General features: G+C 66.8%; 20 protein-coding genes and 1 pseudogene. 9 read left to right on the forward strand and 12 right to left on the reverse strand.

The genetic code is table 11. The features are described 5' to 3' along the window. Positions 1–54: 54 nt before the first annotated feature. Together R9B84_RS09640 and R9B84_RS09645 are read left to right on the forward strand one after the other, a co-directional pair. Positions 55–1,812, forward strand: a complete 1,758-nt coding sequence (locus R9B84_RS09640) for an ArnT family glycosyltransferase (RefSeq protein WP_423757804.1) — start codon at positions 55–57, stop codon at positions 1,810–1,812. Positions 1,813–1,814: 2 nt separating this feature from the next. After that, entirely contained in the window at positions 1,815–3,173 is a 1,359-nt protein-coding gene (locus R9B84_RS09645; RefSeq protein WP_423757805.1) for an MATE family efflux transporter, read from the forward strand. A gap of 11 nt (positions 3,174–3,184) precedes the next feature. Here the strand turns inward: R9B84_RS09645 and R9B84_RS09650 are convergent. From R9B84_RS09650 to R9B84_RS09665, 4 genes and pseudogenes are all read right to left on the reverse strand, one after another. Then, positions 3,185–3,319 (reverse strand): annotated as a pseudogene (locus R9B84_RS09650) (lipoyl synthase); the annotation flags it as partial. A 28-nt stretch (positions 3,320–3,347) separates the two neighbouring features. Beyond that, positions 3,348–3,782, reverse strand: coding sequence for a carboxymuconolactone decarboxylase family protein (locus R9B84_RS09655; RefSeq protein WP_423757806.1), 435 nt, complete (start codon positions 3,780–3,782; stop codon positions 3,348–3,350). Next, positions 3,766–4,227, reverse strand: a complete 462-nt coding sequence (locus tag R9B84_RS09660) for a MerR family transcriptional regulator (RefSeq protein ID WP_423759986.1) — start codon at positions 4,225–4,227, stop codon at positions 3,766–3,768. The genes R9B84_RS09655 and R9B84_RS09660 overlap by 17 nt, the downstream gene beginning before the upstream one ends. Before the next feature lie 70 nt (positions 4,228–4,297). Further along, positions 4,298–4,702, reverse strand: a complete 405-nt coding sequence (locus R9B84_RS09665) for a carboxymuconolactone decarboxylase family protein (protein WP_423757807.1) — start codon at positions 4,700–4,702, stop codon at positions 4,298–4,300. Between the two features lie 394 nt (positions 4,703–5,096). Between R9B84_RS09665 and R9B84_RS09670 the strand changes: the two genes are divergently transcribed. Together R9B84_RS09670 and R9B84_RS09675 are read left to right on the forward strand one after the other, a co-directional pair. Beyond that, positions 5,097–5,714: a ComEA family DNA-binding protein gene (locus R9B84_RS09670; protein WP_423757808.1), complete on the forward strand. Its 618-nt coding sequence runs from the start codon at positions 5,097–5,099 to the stop codon at positions 5,712–5,714. An 88-nt stretch (positions 5,715–5,802) separates the two neighbouring features. Continuing rightward, on the forward strand, positions 5,803–6,240 hold the full coding sequence (locus tag R9B84_RS09675) for a YidB family protein (protein ID WP_047900861.1): 438 nt from the start codon (positions 5,803–5,805) through the stop codon (positions 6,238–6,240). 113 nt (positions 6,241–6,353) lie between these two features. Here the strand turns inward: R9B84_RS09675 and clpB are convergent, their stop codons facing one another. Together clpB and R9B84_RS09685 are read right to left on the reverse strand one after the other, a co-directional pair. Then, entirely contained in the window at positions 6,354–8,951 is a 2,598-nt protein-coding gene (gene clpB / locus R9B84_RS09680) for an ATP-dependent chaperone ClpB (protein ID WP_047900862.1), read from the reverse strand. A gap of 158 nt (positions 8,952–9,109) precedes the next feature. After that, on the reverse strand, positions 9,110–9,628 hold the full coding sequence (locus R9B84_RS09685; RefSeq protein ID WP_423757809.1) for an Rrf2 family transcriptional regulator: 519 nt from the start codon (positions 9,626–9,628) through the stop codon (positions 9,110–9,112). Positions 9,629–9,879: 251 nt separating this feature from the next. On the opposite strand from R9B84_RS09685, the gene R9B84_RS09690 reads away from it, so the two are divergent. Beyond that, positions 9,880–10,440, forward strand: a complete 561-nt coding sequence (locus R9B84_RS09690; protein ID WP_072437207.1) for a group III truncated hemoglobin — start codon at positions 9,880–9,882, stop codon at positions 10,438–10,440. Positions 10,441–10,507: 67 nt separating this feature from the next. On the opposite strand, the gene R9B84_RS09695 is transcribed toward R9B84_RS09690, so the two are convergent. From R9B84_RS09695 to R9B84_RS09720, 6 genes are all read right to left on the reverse strand, one after another. Further along, positions 10,508–10,984 carry a molybdenum cofactor biosynthesis protein MoaE gene (locus R9B84_RS09695; RefSeq protein WP_423757810.1) on the reverse strand — a complete coding sequence of 159 codons (477 nt, stop codon included), beginning with the start codon at positions 10,982–10,984 and terminating at the stop codon, positions 10,508–10,510. A gap of 225 nt (positions 10,985–11,209) precedes the next feature. Further along, the gene (gene moaD, locus R9B84_RS09700; RefSeq protein ID WP_011352296.1) at positions 11,210–11,467 is read right to left on the reverse strand and encodes a molybdopterin converting factor subunit 1; all 258 of its coding nucleotides are present in this window, start codon (positions 11,465–11,467) and stop codon (positions 11,210–11,212) included. 19 nt (positions 11,468–11,486) lie between these two features. Next, complete coding sequence (glp, locus tag R9B84_RS09705; protein WP_423757811.1) at positions 11,487–12,734, reverse strand: gephyrin-like molybdotransferase Glp; 1,248 nt, start codon at positions 12,732–12,734, stop codon at positions 11,487–11,489. Between the two features lie 292 nt (positions 12,735–13,026). After that, positions 13,027–14,478, reverse strand: a complete 1,452-nt coding sequence (gene thrC / locus R9B84_RS09710) for a threonine synthase (protein ID WP_423757812.1) — start codon at positions 14,476–14,478, stop codon at positions 13,027–13,029. Positions 14,479–14,492: 14 nt separating this feature from the next. Then, positions 14,493–15,821 carry a homoserine dehydrogenase gene (locus tag R9B84_RS09715; RefSeq protein ID WP_065499826.1) on the reverse strand — a complete coding sequence of 443 codons (1,329 nt, stop codon included), beginning with the start codon at positions 15,819–15,821 and terminating at the stop codon, positions 14,493–14,495. A 53-nt stretch (positions 15,822–15,874) separates the two neighbouring features. Beyond that, the gene (locus R9B84_RS09720; RefSeq protein WP_047900869.1) at positions 15,875–17,113 is read right to left on the reverse strand and encodes a pyridoxal phosphate-dependent aminotransferase; all 1,239 of its coding nucleotides are present in this window, start codon (positions 17,111–17,113) and stop codon (positions 15,875–15,877) included. Positions 17,114–17,428: 315 nt separating this feature from the next. On the opposite strand from R9B84_RS09720, the gene R9B84_RS09725 reads away from it, so the two are divergent. From R9B84_RS09725 to R9B84_RS09740, 4 genes are all read left to right on the forward strand, one after another. Continuing rightward, the gene (locus R9B84_RS09725; RefSeq protein ID WP_423757813.1) at positions 17,429–17,803 is read left to right on the forward strand and encodes an Mth938-like domain-containing protein; all 375 of its coding nucleotides are present in this window, start codon (positions 17,429–17,431) and stop codon (positions 17,801–17,803) included. 123 nt (positions 17,804–17,926) lie between these two features. Beyond that, a complete protein-coding gene (locus tag R9B84_RS09730; RefSeq protein WP_423757814.1) occupies positions 17,927–19,603 on the forward strand; it encodes a glycosyltransferase family 39 protein in 1,677 nt (558 codons plus the stop codon). A gap of 13 nt (positions 19,604–19,616) precedes the next feature. Next, entirely contained in the window at positions 19,617–19,988 is a 372-nt protein-coding gene (locus R9B84_RS09735; protein WP_011352303.1) for an EamA family transporter, read from the forward strand. Positions 19,989–20,118: 130 nt separating this feature from the next. After that, on the forward strand, positions 20,119–21,270 hold the full coding sequence (locus tag R9B84_RS09740; protein WP_423757815.1) for a DegT/DnrJ/EryC1/StrS family aminotransferase: 1,152 nt from the start codon (positions 20,119–20,121) through the stop codon (positions 21,268–21,270). Positions 21,271–21,272 lie beyond the last annotated feature (2 nt).

Below are 21,272 nucleotides of genomic sequence, written 5' to 3' on the forward strand. Positions count from 1 at the left end.
CTCGGCCGCACGCACCCGCGCCGGCCGCCCGCCCATAACAAAACGCTCATCTGCATGAAGCCTGTCGTCCGTCTCACCGCCTCCGCCACGCGTGCGCTGCCGCGCTGGCTGCTGCTCACGCTTTGCTTCGTCTATGCCGCGTTCGGCCTGTTCGGCCGCGACCCGTGGAAGAACGAGGACGCGGCGGGCTTCGGCGTGATGTGGACGATGGCCAAGGGCGGCTGGCACGACTGGCTGCTGCCGAACCTCGTCGGCAAGTTCATCACGACCGACGGGCCGCTCGGCTACTGGCTCGGCGCGCTGTCGATCCGCGGCCTCGGCCCGTGGGTCGATGCGAGCAACGCGTCGCGCGTCGACACGGGCGTGCTGTTCTGCGTCGCGTGCGCGTTCGTCTGGTATGCGGCCTACCTGCTCGGCCGGCGCGCCGAGGTCCAGCCGTTCAAGTACGCATTCGGCGGCGAGCCGGAGCCGCGCGACTATGGCCGCACGCTCGCCGACGGCGCGCTGCTGGTCCTCGTCGCGTGCTTCGGGCTCGCGGAACGCGGGCACGAGACCACGCCGCAGGTCGCGCAGTTCGCGTGGATCGCGATGCTCGTCTACGGGATCGTGCGCGGCATCGACAAGCCGATGCAGGGCGCGCTGTGGTGGGGCCTCGCGATCGGCGTCGTCGCGCTGTCCGGCAACCCCGTGCTGGTCGTCGCGCTGCTCGCCGGCACCGCCGCGCTGTGGCTCGTCACGCCCGAGATGCGCAACCTGCGCCTGCCGCTGGTCGGCGTGCCGCTCGCGGCCGCGATCTTCGCGCTGTGGCCGCTTGCCGCGTTCGTCGCGGCGCCCGACGACGCCGCGTGGTTCTTCAACCAGTGGATCCACGGCAGCCTGATGCGCTTTTCGGGCCCGCCGACCGCCGTGCTCGCGTACGCGTCGAAGAACCTGCCGCTGTTCACGTGGCCCGCGTGGCCGCTCGCGATCTGGGCATGGTGGAGCTGGGCCGGCATGCGCCGTCGTGCGCACATCGCGATTCCGCTGTCGGTCGCCGTACCGCTCGTCGCGCTCGTGATCCTGCAGAGCCAGCAGTCGAACCGCATGTACATGCTGCTGCTGCCGCCGCTCGCGGTGCTCGCGACGTTCGCGCTGCCGACTCTCAAGCGCGGCGCGATCAACGCGTTCGACTGGTTCGCGGTGCTGAGCTTCACGATCCTCGGCACCTTCGTATGGCTCGTGTGGCTCGCGTCGCTCACCGGCTTCCCGCATCCGCTCGCACGCAACCTCGCGCGTCTCGTGCCCGGTTACGAGCCGCATTTCAAGATCCTGTCGTTCATCTGCGCGGTAATCGTCACCGTGTGCTGGTGCGTGCTCGTGCGCTGGCGCGTCTCGCGGCAGCCGAAGGTGCTGTGGCGCAGCGTCGTGCTGTCAGGCGCGGGCACCACGCTGATGTGGGTGCTGCTGATGACGCTGTGGCTGCCGATCGTCAACTACGGCCGGACCTATCGCGACGTCGCGCAGCAGATCGCATTGCACCTGCCGTCCGACTACGAATGCATCTCGCCGGTGCGGCTCGGCGATGCGCAGATCGCGACCTTCGCGTATTTCGGCAACATGCACTTCGATTTCTCCGGCGACTGCGACGTGATCCTGCGCCAGGACCGCTCGGACTTCGGCGAGCCGAGCGCGATGTCGCAATACGTGTGGCGTCTCGTGTGGGAAGGTCGCCGCGTCGCCGACCGCGACGAGCGCTTCCGCCTGTACGAGCGCATCGAACGGCCGAAGACGCCCGTCAAGCGGCGCCCGCCACGCCGCCAGGCGGCCGATTGACGATGTTCGGCGACATCCGCCGGATCGTCGGTCTCGCGTGGCCGGTGCTCGTCGGCCAGCTCGCGATCATCGCGTTCGGCGTGATCGACACCGCGATGGTCGGCCGTTATTCGGCCACCGATCTCGCAGCGCTCGGGCTCGGCTCGTCGATCTACGTGTCGATCTATATCGGCCTGACGGGCATCCTGTCCGCGCTGCAGCCGATCACCGGGCAGCTGTACGGCGCGCGGCGCTATGCCGAGATCGGCGAGGAAGTCCGCCAGGCGCTGTGGCTCGCGCTGCTGCTCGCGGTGCCCGGCTTCCTGCTGCTGCATTTTCCCGAGCCGCTGCTGCGCGTCGCGCATGCGCCCGCCGCGCTGCACGACCGCACCGTCGACTACCTGCGCATCCTGTCGTACGGGCTGCCCGCGAGCCTCGTCTTCCGCATCTACAACGCACTGACCAACGCGGCCGGCAAGCCGCGGCTCGCAATGATCCTGCAGATCGGCGCGTTGCTGCTCAAGTTTCCGCTCAACGTGTGGTTCATCTTCGGCGGGTTCGGCGTGCCGGCACTCGGCGGCCCCGGCTGCGGGCTCGCCAGCACGCTGATCAACTGGGCGCTCGCGCTGATCGGCTACACGCTGCTCGCGAAGCTCGACGTGTTCGCGCCGCTCGCGATCTTCTCGCGCTTCTGCTGGCCCGTCTGGGAGCGCCAGAAGGCGATCCTGAAGCTCGGCGTGCCGATGGGCCTGTCGTACCTGATCGAGGTGACGTCGTACACGTGCATGGCGCTGTTCATCGCGCAGTTCGGCACGACGACGCTCGCCGGCCACCAGATCGCCGGCAACATCGGCGCGGTGCTGTACATGACGCCGCTGTCGATCGGCGTGGCGGCCTCGACGCTGGTCGCGCGCGCGCTCGGCGCCGGACGCCCCGAAGAGGCACGGCTGCTCGGCCGGCACAGCGTGATGTTCGCGTGCGGCGTTGCCGCGACATACGGCGTGCTCGTGTTTGCGCTGCGCCCGCTGATCGTCAGCGGCTATACGCCGAACCCGGCCGTCGCCGCGGCCGCGATGCCGCTTGTCGCGATCGTCGCGTGCTACCACGTGTTCGACGCGCTGCAGGTCACGTCGGCGTTCGTGCTGCGTGCATACAAGGTCGCGATCGTGCCGACCGTGATCTATGCGGTCGCGCTGTGGGGCGTCGGGCTCAGCGGCGGCTACGTGCTCGGCTTCGACGTCGGCGGCATCGCGCCCGCATGGCTGACCGGTGCGCGCGGCTTCTGGTTCGCGAACACGGTCAGCCTGATGCTCGCGGGCGCCGGGCTCGTGTTCTACCTGCGCCACGTAAGCCGCGCGCACGTCTCGACCCAGCGGGCCTGACGCACTGCGCGCTACGCATCCGCCAGCACGTCGGCCGCGTGATATGACGATCGCACGAGCGGACCGGCAACGACTTCCCTGAAACCGAGCGCCAGCGCCTCGTCGCGCCACGCGGCGAATGCGTCCGGGCTCACGTAGCGCCGCACCGCGCGTGACGCGTCGGCGCGACCGCCATCACGCGCCCTGCACGGCCGCTTCGCTTGCGTTCCCGGCTTCAACGGCCGCTTCGTCGCGCCGCACGAACACCTCGCGCGCGGCGAACAGCGCGTTGAGCGCGGCCGGGAAACCGGCGTAGACGGCCATCTGCATGAACACTTCGACGATCTCGTCGCGCGTGCAGCCGACGTTCAGCGCGGCCTCGATATGCACCTTCAGTTGCGGCTGCGCGTTGCCGAGCGCGGCCAGCGCCGCGATCGTCGCGATCTCGCGTGCTTTCAGGTCAAGCTGCGGCCGGCTGTAGATGTCGCCGAAACTGAACTCGACCACGAGCCGCCCGAAATCCGGCGCGATCGGTGCAAGCGCCGCGATCACGCGTTCGCCCGCTTCGCCGTCGATTTCCTTCAGTTTGTTCCAGCCGCGCGTATAGCGGTCTTCAACGAGTTGTTCCATTGTGTTCGTCCTGTTCCGATTGAGCGTGAGAAGGTGTCGCCCGTCGTTCCGTTTCGCGTTCCTGTACCTCGTAGTACGCGATCTTGTCGCCTATCGCATCGAGACTCGCCTGCAGCTCGGCGATATGCGCGCGCACCGCGTCGCGATGCGTAACGAGCAACCGGCGCCGCGCACCGAACGTCGGCTCGCCTTGCGCGCGCAGCGCCGCGAACTCCTGCATCTGCGCGATCGGCATGCCGGTCGCCTTCAGGCGCATCACGAAGGCCAGCCAGTCAAGGTCGGCCGGCGCATAGAGCCGGTGCCCGGCCGCCGTGCGCGAAATCGCGCGCAGCAGGCCGGCCTGCTCGTAATACCGCAACGTATGCGTCGACATGCCGGTCAGTTCGGCGACTTGCCCGATCGTCAGGGGACCGGCGGCGGAAGGTTTGGATACGGTTTTCGACATGGCAGAAATAAGGTTAAGAGTTAGAGCCAACTCTAAGTCAAGCACTATCGAACGGCCAGCGCGACCGCCATCACGCGGCCTGCGCGGCCGCTTCGTCGCGCCGCACGAACACCTCGTGCGCGGCGAACAGCGCGTTGAGCGCGGCCGGGAAACCGGCGTAGACGGCCATCTGCATGAACACCTCGACGATCTCGTCGCGCGTGCAGCCGACGTTCAGCGCGGCCTCGATATGCACCTTCAGTTGCGGCTGCGCGTTGCCGAGCGCGGCCAGCGCCGCGATCGTCGCGATCTCGCGTGCTTTCAGGTCGAGCTGCGGCCGGCTGTAGATGTCGCCGAACCCGAACTCGACCAGCAGCCGTCCGAAGTCCGGCGCGATCGGCGCAAGCGCCGCGATCACGCGTTCGCCCACTTCGCCGTCGATTTCCTTCAGTTTGTTCCAGCCGCGCGTATAGCGGTCTTCAACGAGTTGTTCCATTGTGTCCGTCCTGTTCCGATTGAGCGTGAGAAGGTATCGCCCGTCGTTTCGTTTCGCGCTCCGGTGCCTCGTAGTACGCGATCGTGTCGCCGAATACGGTTTTCGACATGGCAGAAACAAGGTTAAGAGTTAGAGCGAACTCTAAGTCAAGCGCTTTCGAACGGCCAGCGCGACGACACCCCGCGATGCCCCGCGACACCGTAAAGAATGGTCAAAATCGCCGCCCCGCACGGCTTTCGACCTTTACAGCGATGCAAGCCTTCAGCAAGATTCGGTCAGCCTGTCTTAAAAAGGGCACGCATTTGTCCTATGCTTAACGGCGACGTCCGGCCGCGTGCCGCCCCGCAGTCCGTTGCAACAGCCATTCATCCGTCAGAACCAGGGAGCCTTTGCCATGCTGAAAAAGCTGCTGATGCTGTTCGTCGCGCTATCGCTGTCGCTCGCCGCAGGCCTTGCCGCGGCCGTCGAAGTCAACTCGGCCGACCAGGCTGCGCTCGAATCCGTGAAGGGTCTCGGGCCCGTGAAGTCGAAGGCGATCATCGACGAACGCACCAAGAACGGCCCGTTCAAGGACGCCGACGATCTGGCGAACCGCGTGAAGGGCCTCGGCACGAAATCGGTCGGGCATCTCGAGGAAAACGGCCTGACGATCGGCGGCTCGTCGACGCCGCCGAAGGGCGTGAAGCTGTCGAAGCCGGCTGCGACCGCGCCGGCCACCACGCCGGCGACGACGTCCGCCGGCACCGCGTCGACGTCCACGACCACGACGGCCGGCACGACGGCCACGGCGCCGGCCACGGCCCCGGCGGCAAGCGCGCCGGATGCGGCAACGAAGCCGGCGAAGAGCAAGCGCGCGACGAAGAAGGAAAAGGCGGCAGCGGCCGCAGCGGCATCCGCCGACGCGGGTGCGAGCGCACCGGCCGCAGCGTCGTCCGCGAAGGCGACGAAGGGTTCGAAGAAAAAGAGCAAGAAGGACAAGGCAGCCTCCGCCGCCGCGGCGTCGGGCGCCTGATATGCGCCGCGCGCGCGACGGCGTGCGCGCGGCATTCGTTCAACGGGCGCCCTTATTGCGGCGCCCTTATCGGTAAAGGTGAAGAACCATGGGTCTCCTCGACATCGTCGGCGGTCTGATCGGCGGCCAGGCCGGCGGCAACTCGCAAAGCGCGCTCATCACGACCGCGCTCGAATTCATCAACAACCAGCCGGGCGGCCTGAACGGCCTGATCGAGAAGTTCAAGGCAGGCGGCGCCGGCGACATCATCGGCTCGTGGGTCGGCACCGGCCAGAACCAGCCGATCTCGCCGGACGCGCTGCAGAACGTGCTCGGCTCGGACGCGATCGGTGCGCTGGCAAGCAAGTTCGGCGTCGACCCGTCGATGGCATCGACCGTCCTCGCGCAGGTGCTGCCGCACGTCGTCAACCACGCGACGCCGGACGGCGCGGTGCCGGCCGATGGCCAGGCCCAGGTCGACCCGTCGAACGTGCTCGGCTCGCTGTCGCAGCTCGCGGGCATGTTCGGCGGCAACAAGCAGGGCTGAAACAGCACCGCTTCACGGCCTTTTCAGCCGCCCCATAAGCAAACACCCCGCCGAGGCGGGGTGTTTGTTTTTGCGCGCCCGGCGCGAACCGGGCGGCACCCGATGGCGTGCGATCAGTGAACGACGCGGTCGAACACGAACTTGCCGTCGTTGACGTCGACCGGAATCACGTCCTTCGGACCGAAGCGGCCCGCGAGGATGAGCTTCGCGACCGGGTTCTCGATCTCCTGCTGGATCGCGCGCTTCAGCGGACGCGCACCGAACAGCGGATCGTAGCCGACCTTCGCGATCTGCTCGAGCGCCGCTTCCGACACGTCGAGCGCCATGTCGAGCTTCGCGAGCCGGTCGTGCAGGCGCGCCAGCTGGATCTTCGCGATCGACTCGATGTTGGTTCGGTCGAGCGCATGGAACACGACGACGTCGTCGATCCGGTTCAGGAACTCGGGGCGGAAATGCTGCTTCACCTCGAGCCACACCGCGTCCTTGATCTCGTCCTGCGGCGAACCCGTCATGGCCTGGATCACCTGCGAGCCGAGGTTCGACGTCATCACGATCACCGTGTTCTTGAAGTCGACCGTGCGCCCCTGCCCGTCCGTCATGCGGCCGTCGTCGAGCACCTGCAGCAGCACGTTGAACACGTCCGGATGCGCTTTCTCGATCTCGTCGAGCAGGATCACGCTGTACGGCTTGCGGCGCACGGCTTCCGTCAGGTAGCCGCCTTCCTCGTAGCCGACATAACCCGGCGGCGCGCCGATCAGCCGCGCGACGCTGTGCTTTTCCATGAACTCGCTCATGTCGATGCGGATCAGGTGCTCTTCCGAATCGAACAGGAACGACGCCAGCGCCTTGCACAGCTCGGTCTTGCCGACACCCGTCGGGCCGAGGAACAGGAACGAGCCGTACGGACGGTTCGGATCGGCGAGCCCCGCGCGCGAACGGCGGATCGCGTCGGCCACCGCGCCGATCGCCTCGTGCTGGCCGACCACGCGCTCGTGCAGCTTTTCCTCGATGTGCAGCAGCTTCTCGCGTTCGCCCTGCATCATCCGCGACACGGGAATCCCCGTCGAACGCGACACGACTTCGGCGATTTCCTCGGCGCCGACCTGCGTGCGCAGCAGGCGCGGACGCGTCGGGTTGTGCTGCTCCTTCTCTTCGGCCTGCGTGACCTGCTTCAGTTGCGCCTCGAGCTGCGGCAGCTTGCCGTACTGCAGCTCGGCGACCTTCTCCAGCTTGCCGTCACGCTGCAGCCGCGCGATGTCCGCCCGCACCTTCTCGATCTCTTCCTTGAGCTGCGCGCTGCCCTGCACCGCCGCCTTCTCGACGGTCCAGATCTCCTCGAGGTCCGCATACTCGCGGCCGAGGCGTTCGATCTCTTCCTCGATCAGCTGCAGGCGCTTCTGCGACGCTTCGTCCTGCTCCTTCTTCACGGCTTCGCGCTCGATCTTCAGCTGGATCAGCCGGCGGTCGAGCTTGTCCATTTCTTCGGGCTTCGAATCGATTTCCATCTTGATCTTCGAAGCGGCTTCGTCGATCAGGTCGATCGCCTTGTCGGGCAGGAAGCGGTCGGTGATGTAGCGGTGCGACAGCTCGGCCGCGGCGACGATCGCCGGGTCGGTGATGTCGACGCCGTGGTGCAGCTCGTACTTCTCCTGCAGCCCGCGCAGGATCGCGATCGTCGCCTCGACGCTCGGCTCGTCGACGAGTACCTTCTGGAAGCGGCGCTCGAGCGCGGCATCCTTCTCGATGTACTTGCGGTATTCGTCGAGCGTGGTCGCGCCGATGCAGTGCAGCTCGCCGCGCGACAGCGCCGGCTTCAGCATGTTGCCCGCATCCATCGCGCCTTCGGCCTTGCCCGCGCCGACCATCGTGTGGATTTCGTCGATGAAGACGATCGTCTGGCCTTCGTCCTTCGCGATGTCGTTGAGCACGGCCTTCAGGCGCTCCTCGAACTCGCCGCGGTACTTCGCGCCGGCGAGCAGCGCGGCCATGTCGAGCGACAGCACGCGCTTGCCCTTCAGCGTCTCGGGCACTTCGCCGTTGACGATCCGTTGCGCGAGCCCTTCGACGATCGCGGTCTTGCCGACGCCCGGCTCGCCGATCAGCACCGGGTTGTTCTTCGTGCGGCGCTGCAGGATCTGGATCGAGCGGCGGATTTCGTCGTCGCGGCCGATCACCGGATCGAGCTTGCCCGCACGGGCGCGCTCGGTCAGGTCGACCGTGTATTTCTTGAGCGCCTCGCGCTGGCTTTCCGCGTCCTGGCTGTGCACCTGCGAGCCGCCGCGCACCGCCGCGATCGCGGCCTCGAGCGACTTGCGCGTGAGGCCGTGCTGACGCGCGAGCTTGCCGGCTTCGCCCTTGTCGTCGGAGACGGCGAGCAGGAACATCTCGCTCGCGATGAACGTGTCGTTGAGCTTCTGCGCTTCCTTGTCGGCCTGGTTCAGCAGCCCGACCAGCTCGCGGCCGATCTGGATGTCGCCGCCGGTGCCCGTCACTTGCGGCAGGCGCGAGATGGCTTCGTTCAGCGCGCCTTGCAGCGCCTGGATGTGAACACCCGCGCGCGACATCAGCGAGCGGGCGGAACCGTCCTGCTGCGCGACCAGCGCGGCCAGCACGTGAACGGGTTCGATGTATTGATTGTCGCGGCCTGCCGCGAGGCTTTGCGCGTCCGAGAGAGCTTCCTGGAACTTGGTGGTGAGCTTGTCGATTCTCATTTAGTCGAGACCTCCAATTTTCGATTAACACCAAGATGAGGATGGTTATGCGGCTTTCAAGCGAAATTCGGGTTGATTCCGTTCAAAAAATCGCTGGATGGCAATGCCGCAGCCGGGGAGCGGGACGCGCCCGGATCGCGGGACACGGTGCCCGCGTGTCAGCCGGCAGTCGACGGCGGCTCGACGGGCGCAGGCGATTCGTCCGGTGACGGCGCGGCGCGCACGAGCGCGACCGGACGGATGCCGAGCAAGGCCATGAGCGGCGACGCGGGTTCGACCAGTTCGCCGAGCGTATGCCGGTCGAGTTCGGCGAAGAACGCATCGCGTGCGGCCGCCAGCACGCCCTTCAGGCGGCACTGCGGTTCGATCACGCAGCCGCGCGACTCGCTACCGTCGGTCGAAAAGCAGCCGACCAGCGCGAAATCGCTCTCGGTTGCGCGCACGACCTGGCCGACCGTCAGCAGCAGCGATTCGGGGAACAGCCGCAGCCCGCCATTGCGGCCGCGGACCGTGTCGACCCACCCCAGCTCGCCGAGCTGCTGCACGACTTTCATCAGATGGTTCTTCGAGATGCCGTAGGCGTCCGAGATCTCCTGGATCGTCGCGAGCCCCTCGCCGCGCACGGCAAGGTACAGCATCACGCGCAGCGAATAGTCGGTGTAGTCGGTGAGTCTCATGGGCGAATACGGAAATGATCGATCGTCCCCCGATGACGTGAGCCGAGCCGATCGGCACGCGCGCCGGGCCGGCTGACGGCCCCGTTCCGCGACGGCGAGTTGCCGGGATCGCGTGCGCGCAATAAGATGCGTGACATCTACACGTTTTTCAGGAGTTGGTGGACGCTATTTTGCGTCAAAATCCTGCCGGCGTCCTGCTCGTTGCCCGCACCACCGCTCCGCTTTCGCCCAGATCTTCCGGCCCTTTTGCCATGACCGCCCTGCCCGCCTCGCCCGAAACCGCACCGGCCCGCCCTCGCGATGCCGAGCCGACCGAAGACAACATTCGCGATCTCGTCTACGCGTTCTACGACCGCGTGCGCGCCGATCCGCTGCTCGGGCCCGTGTTCGACGCAAAACTGGCCGGCCGCTGGGACGACCACCTGCCGAAGATGGTCACGTTCTGGTCGAGCCTTGTGCTCGGCACCAAGGGCTATCGCGGCAACGTGCAGCAGGCGCACCAGCCGCTCGACGGGATCGAGCCGGCCCATTTCAGCCGCTGGCTGTCGCTGTTCCTGAAGACCGTCGAGGCGCGCTACGCGCCGCCCGCGGCGATCCGCTTCATGGAACCCGCGCTGCGGATCGCGCAGAGCCTGCAGTTGAGCCGGTTCGGCTGGGATTATCGGATTCCGCCCGAGCAGCAGGCGCTGCTCGATGCGATCGCGCCGCGCCGCCGCGACGCGGGCGACGATCCGCACGCGTTGCCGTCGCGCGCCCGCGGCGAGCCGTTTCCGACGAAGATCATCGGACGCAGCGCCGACCCGGACGCGTAACGCGTACCCATCACGCGCGTCGCCTGGCGCACCTGCGGCACATCGCCGCATCGCCCGGACGCCGCGTTCAGCGCGGCGTGTTGCCGGATTCGACGCCCCAGCGCGCGAGCGCCGCATCGTCGGTGCTGCGCGCGTCGACCCAGCGCTCGCCGTCCGGCGTCGTTTCCTTCTTCCAGAACGGCGCTTCGGTCTTCAGGTAGTCCATCACGAACTCGCACGACGCGAACGCATCGCCGCGATGCGCGGCGACCGTCGCCACCATCACGATCTGGTCGAGCGGCAGGAGCCTGCCGACCCGATGCACGATCGCGACGTCGATGCCCGGCCAGCGCCGGCCGGCCTCGGCGGCGATCTTTTCGAGCGCCTTCTCGGTCATTCCCGGATAGTGCTCGAGCTCCATCGCGGCGACCGAATCGCCTTCGTTCAGGTCACGCACGGTGCCGACGAAACACGCGATCGCGCCGATCTTCGGATTGCGTGCGCGCAATGCCACGACTTCGGCGTTCAGATCGAAGTCGTCGGTCTGGATTCGTATCGTTGCCATCATCTGCCTCTGTCGACCCGAGTTAGCGCTTTAGCGCTTACTCGGGTCCCATGCTTCGCGGTCGACCCGAGTTAGCGCTTTAGCGGTTACTCGGGTCCCATGCTTTGCGGTCGACCAGAGTTGGCGCTTTAGCGCTTACTCTGGTCCCATGCTTCGCGGTCAACCGGCGTCAGTGCTTCAGCGCTTATTCCAGCCCCATGCTTCGCATCCGGTCCCATGCAACGCTCAACCGCCCGTCACCGGCGGAAAGAACGCGACCTCGCAGCCCTCGGTGAGCCGTGTGTCGGGATCGGTCATCTCGTGGTTGCACGCCATGCGCAATGCGCGCCCTTCGGCGAGCGTCTCGGCCCACGCACCGCCGCGCACGCGCAGCCACGCGCGCACGTCGCCGACGGTCGTTACGCTGTCCGGCACGTCGGCCTGCTCGTCGGCGACGCCCAGCGCTTCTCGTACGCTTGCAAAAAATTTCAGCTGAATCTTCATGGTTCGGGAAGCCGTCGCGTTATGACAGCAGTTCGGAAAACGGAATGAAACGCACGGTCTCGCCGGCGCTGATCGCGTGCTGCGGCGGATTGTCGATCAGGCCGTCGCCCCAGACCGTCGACGTCAGCACCGCCGAGCTCTGGTTCGGGAACAGATCGAGGCCACCGGCCGCATTGACGCGCGCGCGCAGGAACTCGTTGCGCCGGTCGCCCTTGCCTTGCGAAAAGTCGGCGCGCAGCGACAACGCACGCGGCGCGACGTCGCGCACGCCGGACAGGCGCAGCAGGAACGGCCGCACGAACAGCAGGAACGTGACGAAACTCGATACCGGGTTGCCGGGCAGCCCGATGAAGTGCGCATCGGGGCGATCGTCGCCGCGACGCACCGCACCGTAGGCGAGCGGCTTGCCGGGCTTCATCGCGATCTGCCACAGCGCGAGCCGCCCTTCGGACTCGACGGCCGGCTTCACGTGATCCTCGTCGCCGACCGATACGCCGCCGCTCGTCAGGATCACGTCATGATCGCGCGCGGCCTCGCGCAGCGTGTCACGCGTCGCGGCGAGCGAGTCGGGCACGATCCCGTAGTCGGTCACATGGCAGCCGAGCCGCTCCAGCAGCCCGCGCAGCGTGAAGCGGTTCGAGTTGTAGATCGCGCCGGGCTTCAGCGGCTCGCCCGGCATCGTCAGCTCGTCGCCGGTGAAGAACACCGCGACGCGAATCCGCCGTGCGACCGCCAGTTGCGCGCAGCCGACCGACGCGGCAAGGCCGAGCGCCTGCGGCGTGAGCCGCGTGCCGGCCGGCAGGATCACCGCGCCCTGCCGGATGTCCGCGCCTTGCGCGGTGATCCATTCACCGGCTTTCGGGGTGTGCATGATCTCGACCGCGTCGCCGTCGGGCGATGCCTGCTCCTGCATCACGACGGCGTCGGCGCCGGGCGGCACCGTCGCGCCGGTGAAGATCCGGGCGGCCGTGCCGGCCGCGAGCGGCGCGGCCGGATGACCGGCCGGAATCCGCTGCGACACCGGCAAACGCCGCTCGCCGTGCAGCAGGTCGGCGACGCGCACCGCATAGCCGTCCATCGCGCTCGTATGCATCGGCGGCACGTCGAGCGGCGAACTCACGTCGGCCGCCAGCACGCGGCCGAGCGCGTCGAGCGTGGCAACGGTTTCGGTACCGGGCAGCGGCTTCGCGGCATCGAGCAGTGCGGCGAGCGCCTCGGCGGTCGACAGCATCGGCGCGCGCGGCGCCACGGGATTCGGGTTCGACATCGATGGAATCGGGGATCGTTGGAATCAATACGTCATTGTAGCGACGCCGTCGCGCGGGCGCGCGATATGGCCGACATGCGAAAACTGTGATCGTCGCAAACGCGCGGGTCTGGCACCTGTTTCGCGCGAAGTGCGGCGGCACGCGCGCGGCGGGCCGCCGAACGCCTGCCGATCGCAGCACGGCAGCACCGCTGCACCGCGCCGCCAAACGAAACGGCCGGAACCCCGATCCGTTCGACGAATCGGCATTCCGGCCGTCCTGCGCAGCCGGGCCCGCGGGCCCGGCCGTGCGTCACGCGCCCGTATGCGCGGCGATGAAGTCCTTCACCTGCTGCGCGTCGGCCTTCACGACCTCGAAGCGCTGCGGCAGCGCCTCGAGCCCGTCGAATGCGGCCGGCCGCTCGGCTTCGCGATCGAGCGCTTCACGGATCGTCTCGCCGAACTTGATCGGTTGCGCCGTTTCGAGCACGACCATCGGCACGCCTGCGTCGAGATGCTCGCGCGCAACCTTCACGCCGTCGGCCGTGTGCGTATCGATCATCGTGTCGTAGCGCGAGAACACGTCGCGGATCGTCGCGATACGGTCCGTGTGGCTGCTGCGGCCCGACACGAAGCCGAACTCCGCAACGCGCGCGAAATCGCCGCTCGCCGCGAGGTCGAAACCGCCCTTCTCCTCGACGTCGCGGAACAACTGCATCACGCGCGCCGGATCGCGGCCGAGCAGGTCGAACACGAAGCGCTCGAAGTTCGAAGCCTTCGAGATGTCCATGCTCGGGCTGCTCGTGTGATACGTGTTCTCGGCGCTGCGCACGCGATACGCACCCGTGCGGAAGAACTCGTCGAGCACGTCGTTCTCGTTGGTCGCGACCACGAGCTTCGCGATCGGCAGCCCCATCATCCGCGCGATATGGCCCGCGCACACGTTGCCGAAGTTGCCGGACGGCACCGTGAACGACACGCGCTCGTCGTTGGACTGCGTCGCCGCGAAGTAGCCCTTGAAGTAGTACACGACCTGCGCGACGACGCGCGCCCAGTTGATCGAGTTGACCGTGCCGATCTTCTGCTGCGCCTTGAACGCGTGATCGTTCGACACGGCCTTCACGATGTCCTGGCAGTCGTCGAACACGCCTTCGACCGCGAGGTTGAAGATGTTCGGATCCTGCAGGCTGAACATCTGGGCCGTCTGGAACGCGCTCATCTTCTTGTGCGGCGACAGCATGAACACGCGCACGCCGGCCTTGCCGCGCATCGCGTATTCGGCCGCACTGCCCGTGTCGCCCGACGTCGCGCCGAGAATGTTCAGCGCCTCGCCGTGCTTCGCGAGCGTGTACTCGAACAGGTTGCCGAGCAACTGCATCGCCATGTCCTTGAACGCGAGCGTCGGGCCGTTCGACAGTTCGAGCAGCGAGATCGGCGCCCCGTTCTCGGTGCCGAGCGTCTTCAGCGGCGTGATGCCGGACGCGTTCTCGCCATGGCGCGTGTTGCTGTACACGTCGGCCGTGTACGTGCGGCGCGTGATCGCACGCAGGTCGTCGGCCGGCACGTCGTCGCAGAACTTCGACAGGATCTCGAACGCGAGATCCGCGTACGACAGCGCGCGCCAGCGCGCGAGCTCGTCGGCGGACACCTTCGGATACTCGGCCGGCAGGTAAAGCCCGCCGTCCTTCGCGAGACCGCCGAGCAGGATGTCGGAGAACGTGTGGCGCTCGCCGATGCCGGCGCCGCGCGTGGAGATGTAGTTCATGTCGCCCTCGATCCTCAGTTCAGCGCTTCCATGCGCAGCTTCGTCACCTTCGACACGACCGTCGCGAGGTTCTCGATTTGCGCGATCGCCGTATTGACGCTCTTCTCGAGCGTCTCGTGCGTGATCAGGATGATGTCGGTCTCGCCGTTCGCGCCGTCGACCTGCTCCGATTCCTTCTGCAGCAGCGCGTCGATCGAGATGCCCGATTCGGCGAGGATGCGCGTGATGTTGGCGAGCACGCCCGTCTGGTCGGCCACCCGCAGGCGCAGGTAGTAGCCGCTCGTGACTTCCTCGATCGGCAGGATCGGCGTGTTCGACAGGCTGTCGGGCTGGAACGCGAGGTGCGGCACGCGATGCTCGGGGTCGGCCGTATGCAGGCGCGTGACGTCGACGAGATCCGCGACGACCGCCGACGCGGTCGGTTCCGCGCCCGCGCCCTTGCCGTAGTACAGCGTCGTGCCGACCGCGTCGCCGTGCACGACAACCGCGTTCATCGCGCCTTCGACATTCGCGAGCAGGCGCTTCTCCGGGATCAGCGTCGGGTGCACGCGCAGCTCGATGCCGCGCTCGGTGCGGCGCGTGATGCCGAGCAGCTTGATCCGGTAGCCGAGCTCTTCCGCGTAGCGGATGTCGGTTGCGTCGAGCTTGCTGATGCCCTCGACGTACGCACGGTCGAACTGCACCGGCACGCCGAACGCGATCGCGCTCATGATCGTCGCCTTGTGCGCGGCGTCGACACCTTCGATGTCGAAGGTCGGATCGGCTTCCGCATAGCCAAGCTCCTGCGCAGCCTTCAGCGCGGTCGCGAAGTCGAGCCCGCGATCGCGCATTTCCGACAGGATGTAGTTGGTCGTGCCGTTGATGATGCCCGCGATGTACTGGATGCGGTTCGCGGTCAGGCCTTCGCGCAGCGCCTTGATGATCGGGATGCCGCCGGCGACGGCCGCCTCGAACGCGACCATCACGCCCTGCTCGCGCGCAGCCTCGAAGATCTCGGTGCCGTGCACCGCGAGCAGCGCCTTGTTCGCCGTCACGACGTGCTTGCCGTTCGCGATCGCGCGCAGCACGAGCTCGCGCGCGATGCCCGTGCCGCCGATCATCTCGGCGATGATCGCGATCGACGGATCGTCGACGACCGAATTGAAATCGTCGGTGATCTGCGCGGCGCCGGCGTCGCCGCCGAGCGCAGCCTGCGCCTTGGCCGGGTTGCGCACGGCAATGCGCGCCACCTCGATGCCGCGCCCCGCGCGTCGCTTGATTTCTTCCTGGTTGCGGCGCAGCACCGTGAAGGTGCCGCTGCCCACCGTGCCGAAGCCCAACAGGCCAACTTTGATCGGTTCCATGCTGCGTGTGATCGATGAGTAAGAAGTAGTGAGTTCCGTGTGGTCCTGTCCGCTCAGGCCGAATGGCGCTTGCGGTAACCGTCGAGGAAGCGTGCGATCCGGTTGATCGAATCGGTCAGGTCGTCGAGGTTCGGCAGGAAAACCACGCGGAAGTGGTCCGGCGTCGCCCAGTTGAAACCCGTGCCCTGCACGAGCAGCACGCGCTCCTCGAGCAGCAGGTCGAGTATGAACTGCTGGTCGTTCTGGATCGGATAGATTTTCGGATCGAGGCGCGGGAACATGTACAGCGCGGCCTGCGGCTTCACGCAGGTCACGCCCGGAATCGACGTGAGCATGTCGTAAGCGAGCTCGCGCTGCTTGTACAGGCGCCCGCTCGGCACGATCAGCTCGTTGATGCTCTGGTAGCCGCCGAGCGCCGTCTGGATCGCAAACTGCCCCGGTACGTTCGCGCACAGGCGCATCGACGACAGGATCCCGAGCCCTTCGAGGTAATCCTTCGCGCGCCGGCGGTTGTCACCGCCGAGGCCCGACACGGCCATCCAGCCCGCGCGATAGCCGCACGAACGATAGCTCTTCGACAGGCTGTTGAACGTGACGGTGATCACGTCCTCCGACAGCGAGCCCATCGCCGTGTGCTCGAGGCCGTCATAGACGATCTTGTCGTAGACCTCGTCGGCGAACACGATCAGCCCGTGCTGGCGCGCGATCTCGATCAGCTCCAGCAGCAATTCGTCGGAATAAAGCGCGCCCGTCGGATTGTTCGGGTTGATCACGACGATCGCCTTCGTGTTCGGCGTGATCTTGCGGCGGATGTCGTCGAGGTCGGGCATCCACGCGTTCTGCTCGTCGCACACGTAGTGCACGGGCGTGCCGCCCGACAGGCTCACCGCCGCCGTCCACAGCGGGTAGTCGGGCGCGGGCAGCAGCACTTCGTCGCCGTCGTTCAGGAGCGCCTGGGTCGCCATCACGATCAGCTCGGACGCGCCGTTGCCGATGTAGATGTCGTCGAGACCGACGCCCACGACGCCCTTCTCCTGCGTGTAGTGCATCACGGCCTTGCGGGCCGAGAACACCCCCTTCGAATCCGAATAGCCCGACGACGCGGGCAGGTTGCGGATCATGTCCTGGATGATCTCGTCCGGCGCGTCGAAACCGAACGGCGCGAGGTTGCCGATGTTCAGCTTGATGATGCGATGGCCTTCTTCCTCGAGGCGCTTGGCGTGCTCGAGCACCGGGCCACGGATGTCGTAGCAGACGTTGAGCAGCTTGTTCGACTTCTGAATCGGTTTCACGACGACACGGTTCCTGGGTTGGCCTTGCGGCCGGGGGGACGGGATCAAAACTGGAAAGCGGCCGGTCTGTGCGCGCTGTCTAGACTGGAAAAATGCGGGCGATCGGGCACGACTTGTGGCAGCGCGCGATGCAAGTGGCGCCCGGGGGCGACCAAAAAGTTATAATTTAGCGGATTTTGGCCGACTTTCGCAATGCACCATAGCCGCACCGGGCCCGCGCCGTCAGGCGTCCCGCGTGCGCAGGCGCGCGAAACCGGCCACCCGGGCCCGTGCGGCCCTGCAACACATTCCCCTACGGAACCGCGGAATACCGATTTGAAACTGCACCAGGACGCGAGCGGCGCGCTCAACACCGTCACCGGCTACGGCCCCGATTATGTCGAGGTCAATCTCGAACGCCACGAAACGAGCGTCATCGTGCTGCCCGGCGCGCCGGTCCAGGCATGGCCCGTGTCGTCGTTCGACGAACTCGCACCCGAGCATTTCGCGATGCTGCTCGACCCGCCCCCCGAACTCGTGATCTTCGGCAGCGGCGCGCGGCTGCGCTTCCCGCACCCGCGGCTGGTCGCCGCGCTCACGGCCAAGCGGATCGGCGTCGAGACGATGGATTTCCAGGCCGCGTGCCGCACCTACAACATCCTGATGGCCGAGGGCCGCAAAGTCGCCGCCGCGCTCTTAATTGAACGTTAATCCCCGATGCGGTAAAACTCGGGCCGGCGCGGCGGGTCGATCCCCGGATCGGCCCGGCAAGGCCGCCCACCCCCGGCGCAACCCGCCGGCGGCCCGTCACAACAACCAACAGGCTGAAAATCCATGAACGATACGCCGTCGAGGCTACCGCTCAATCGCATCACGCTCGTCCTCCTGCTCGTCGCGCTCGCGATCGTCTGGTTCGCGCCGCTCGGGCTGCGCCACCTGATCCCGAGCGACGAAGGCCGTTATGCGGAGATGGCGCGCGAGATGTTCGTCACCGGCGACTGGATCACGCCGCGCTACAACGGCTACAAATACTTCGAGAAGCCGCCGCTGCAAACCTGGCTGAACGCGCTGACGTTCGCGTGGTTCGGCATCGGCGAATGGCAGGCGCGCCTGTACACGGCCGTCGTGAGCTTCGCCGGCGTGCTGCTCGTCGGCTTCACCGGCGCGCGCCTGTTCAACCCGCTGTCGGGCTTCCTCGCCGCCGTCGTGCTGGCGTGCTCGCCGTACTGGAACCTGATGGGCCACTTCAACGCGCTCGACATGGGGCTCGCGTTCTGGATGGCGCTGTCGCTCTGCTCGCTGCTGCTCGCGCAGCGGCCCGGGCTGCGCCCGACCGCGGTGCGCGGCTGGATGTGGGCGTGCTGGGCCGCAATGGCGTTCGCGGTGCTGTCGAAGGGCCTCGTCGGCCTGATCCTGCCCGGCGCCGTGCTCGTGCTCTATACGCTGATCGCGCGCGACTGGGCGCTGTGGAAGCGCCTGTACCTGGTCAGCGGCCTCGTGATCTTCTTCGCGATCGTCACGCCGTGGTTCGTGCTCGTCCAGCAGCGCAACCCCGAGTTCTTCAACTTCTTCTTCATCGTCCAGCAGTTCCGCCGGTACCTGACCCCGGAACAGAACCGCCCCGGCCCGCTGTACTACTTCGTGCCGGTGCTGCTGGTCGGCTTCCTGCCGTGGCTGTCGGTCGCGTGGCAGAGCATCCGCCATGCGCTGCGGATGCCGCGCCAGCCGAACGGCTTCTCGCCGATGCTCGTGCTGCTGATCTGGAGCGCATTCATCTTCCTGTTCTTCAGCGCGTCGCATTCGAAACTGATCTCGTACGTGCTGCCGGTTGCGCCGGCGCTCGCGCTGATCATCGGCGCGTACCTGCCGCTGATGTCGGCCGACCGGTTCCGCCGCCACCTGCTCGGTTACCTCGTGTTTTTCGTCGTCGCGGCATTCGGGATCATCTTCCTCGCGTACCAGGGTGACGCTCGCACGCCGAACGCGCTGTACCGCGCGTTCCAGATGTGGCTGTACGCGGGCCTCGCGGTCTCGGCCGCGCTGACGCTCGCGGCCGCATGGCTGAACCGCCGCGCGGGCGTCGCGGCCGCGATCACCGCATTCGGCGCCGCCTGGCTCGCGTTCGGCACGATCGGCGGCACCGGGCACGACGAGTTCGGCCGCTACAGCTCGGGCGCGCTGCTCGCGCCCGCCGTACGCGCCGAACTGGCGAAGCTGCCGCCCGACACGCCGTTCTACTCGATCGAGATGCTCGATCACACGTTCCCGTTCTATATGGGCCACACGACGATCATGGTCCAGCGTCAGGACGAGCTCGCGTTCGGGATCTCGGTCGAGCCGAGCAAGTGGATTCCGACCGTCGACGAATGGATCACGCGCTGGAAGCAGGAAACCCATGCGCTCGCGATCATGCCGCCCGGCCAGTACGACACGCTGGTCAAGCAAGGCGTGCCGATGCGCGTCATTGCGCGCGACAGCCGCCGCGTGATCGTCGAGAAACCGCAATCGTAAGGACGCCCACCGCATGAATCCCGTTTCGTTCGTCTGCATCATCACCGGCGTGATGCTCAACGCCTGTGCGCAACTTCTGCTGAAAGCCGGCGTCAACGCCGTTGGACACTTCGAATTCAGCCGTGCGAACATCATCCCGGTCGGCCTGAAGATCGCGACCCAGTTGCCGATCATCGGCGGCCTCGGCTGCTACGTGCTGAGCGTCGTCGTCTGGATCGTCGGGCTGTCGCGGGTCGACGTGTCGATCGCGTACCCGATGCTGTCGCTCGGCTACGTCGTCAACGCATTCGCGGCCTGGTACCTGTTCGGCGAGGTGCTGTCGGTCCAGCGGCTCGTCGGCATCGGCATCATCCTGATCGGCGTGCTCGTGCTTGCACGAAGCTGAGCATGCCTCGCGGCGTTAAGCGTCTGCCTACAAAAAATCACGGTACGAATCCGACAACCGGTGTTTAATGCCGGTTTCGGTCGGGATCGCCCGACCCTTTTATTACACGCCATTACAGGCCAAAGCGTTCATGAGCCAGACTACCGCTCCGTTTCTGCCGTTCACCCGCCCCGAGATCGATGAGGAAACCATCCAGGGCGTCGTCGAAGTGCTGCGCTCGGGCTGGATCACCACCGGCCCGCAGTGCCAGAAATTCGAAGCTGCGCTGTCCGAATACTGCGGCGGCCGTCCGGTCCGCGCGTTCAACTCGGGCACCTGCACGCTCGAGATCGGCCTGCGCATCGCGGGCGTCGGTGCGGGCGACGAGGTAATCACGACGCCGGCGTCGTGGGTCTCGACCAGCAACGTGATCCTCGAGACGGGTGCGACGCCCGTGTTCGCGGACATCGATCCCGTCACGCGCAACATCGATCTCGACAAGCTCGAGCAGGCGATCACGCCGCGCACGAAGGCGATCATCCCCGTCTACCTGGCCGGCCTGCCGGTCGACATGGACCGCCTGTACGCGATTGCGCGCGCACACAACCTGCGCGTGATCGAAGATGCAGCGCAGGCGCTCGGCTCGACGTGGAACGGCAAGCGCATCGGCGCGATCGGCGACATCGTGTCGTTCAGCTTCCACGCGAACAAGAACCTGACGACGATCGAAGGCGGCGCGCTCGTGCTGAACAACGAGGACGAGGCGACGCTCGCGCAGAAGTACCGGCTGCAGGGCATCACGCGCACGGGCTTCGACGGGATGGACTGCGACGTGCTCGGCGGCAAGTACAACCTGACCGACGTCGCCGCGCGCGTCGGCCTCGGCCAGCTGCCGCACCTCGAGCGGTTCACCGCGCAGCGCCATGCGCTCGCCCGCGCGTATTTCGCCGCGTTCGAAGGCGGTGCGGCCGCGAAGCTCGGCCTCGGCCTGCCGCTCGCCGAATTCGAGAACGGCAACTGGCACATGTTCCTCGTCACACTGCCGCTCGAGCGGCTGACGATCACCCGCGCCGAGTTCATGGCGCAGATGAAGGAACGCGGCATCGGCACGGGCATCCACTACCCGGCGATCCATCTTTTCACGCTGTACCGTGCGCGAGGCTTCAAGGAAGGCATGTTCCCCCACGCCGAACGGTACGGCGCGTCGACCGTCACGCTGCCGCTCTTCACGCAGATGACGGAGGGCGACGTGCGTCGCGTGGTCGACGCCATCAACCAGATTTGCGAACAATACGGAAAATAAGC

Source organism: Burkholderia sp. NLJ2, assembly GCF_049487195.1.
GTDB lineage: Bacteria > Pseudomonadota > Gammaproteobacteria > Burkholderiales > Burkholderiaceae > Burkholderia > Burkholderia pyrrocinia.

What these genes read in the sequence shown, in the direction of transcription:
- R9B84_RS09640 (WP_423757804.1), top strand. Translation starts at nt 55, where the DNA reads ATGAAGCCTGTCGTCCGTCTCACCGCCTCCGCCACGCGTGCGCTGCCG.
- R9B84_RS09645 (WP_423757805.1), top strand. Translation starts at nt 1,815, where the DNA reads ATGTTCGGCGACATCCGCCGGATCGTCGGTCTCGCGTGGCCGGTGCTC.
- R9B84_RS09655 (WP_423757806.1), bottom strand. Translation starts at nt 3,782, where the DNA reads ATGGAACAACTCGTTGAAGACCGCTATACGCGCGGCTGGAACAAACTG.
- R9B84_RS09660 (WP_423759986.1), bottom strand. Translation starts at nt 4,227, where the DNA reads ATGTCGAAAACCGTATCCAAACCTTCCGCCGCCGGTCCCCTGACGATC.
- R9B84_RS09665 (WP_423757807.1), bottom strand. Translation starts at nt 4,702, where the DNA reads ATGGAACAACTCGTTGAAGACCGCTATACGCGCGGCTGGAACAAACTG.
- R9B84_RS09670 (WP_423757808.1), top strand. Translation starts at nt 5,097, where the DNA reads ATGCTGAAAAAGCTGCTGATGCTGTTCGTCGCGCTATCGCTGTCGCTC.
- R9B84_RS09675 (WP_047900861.1), top strand. Translation starts at nt 5,803, where the DNA reads ATGGGTCTCCTCGACATCGTCGGCGGTCTGATCGGCGGCCAGGCCGGC.
- clpB (WP_047900862.1), bottom strand. Translation starts at nt 8,951, where the DNA reads ATGAGAATCGACAAGCTCACCACCAAGTTCCAGGAAGCTCTCTCGGAC.
- R9B84_RS09685 (WP_423757809.1), bottom strand. Translation starts at nt 9,628, where the DNA reads ATGAGACTCACCGACTACACCGACTATTCGCTGCGCGTGATGCTGTAC.
- R9B84_RS09690 (WP_072437207.1), top strand. Translation starts at nt 9,880, where the DNA reads ATGACCGCCCTGCCCGCCTCGCCCGAAACCGCACCGGCCCGCCCTCGC.
- R9B84_RS09695 (WP_423757810.1), bottom strand. Translation starts at nt 10,984, where the DNA reads ATGGCAACGATACGAATCCAGACCGACGACTTCGATCTGAACGCCGAA.
- moaD (WP_011352296.1), bottom strand. Translation starts at nt 11,467, where the DNA reads ATGAAGATTCAGCTGAAATTTTTTGCAAGCGTACGAGAAGCGCTGGGC.
- glp (WP_423757811.1), bottom strand. Translation starts at nt 12,734, where the DNA reads ATGTCGAACCCGAATCCCGTGGCGCCGCGCGCGCCGATGCTGTCGACC.
- thrC (WP_423757812.1), bottom strand. Translation starts at nt 14,478, where the DNA reads ATGAACTACATCTCCACGCGCGGCGCCGGCATCGGCGAGCGCCACACG.
- R9B84_RS09715 (WP_065499826.1), bottom strand. Translation starts at nt 15,821, where the DNA reads ATGGAACCGATCAAAGTTGGCCTGTTGGGCTTCGGCACGGTGGGCAGC.
- R9B84_RS09730 (WP_423757814.1), top strand. Translation starts at nt 17,927, where the DNA reads ATGAACGATACGCCGTCGAGGCTACCGCTCAATCGCATCACGCTCGTC.
- R9B84_RS09735 (WP_011352303.1), top strand. Translation starts at nt 19,617, where the DNA reads ATGAATCCCGTTTCGTTCGTCTGCATCATCACCGGCGTGATGCTCAAC.
- R9B84_RS09740 (WP_423757815.1), top strand. Translation starts at nt 20,119, where the DNA reads ATGAGCCAGACTACCGCTCCGTTTCTGCCGTTCACCCGCCCCGAGATC.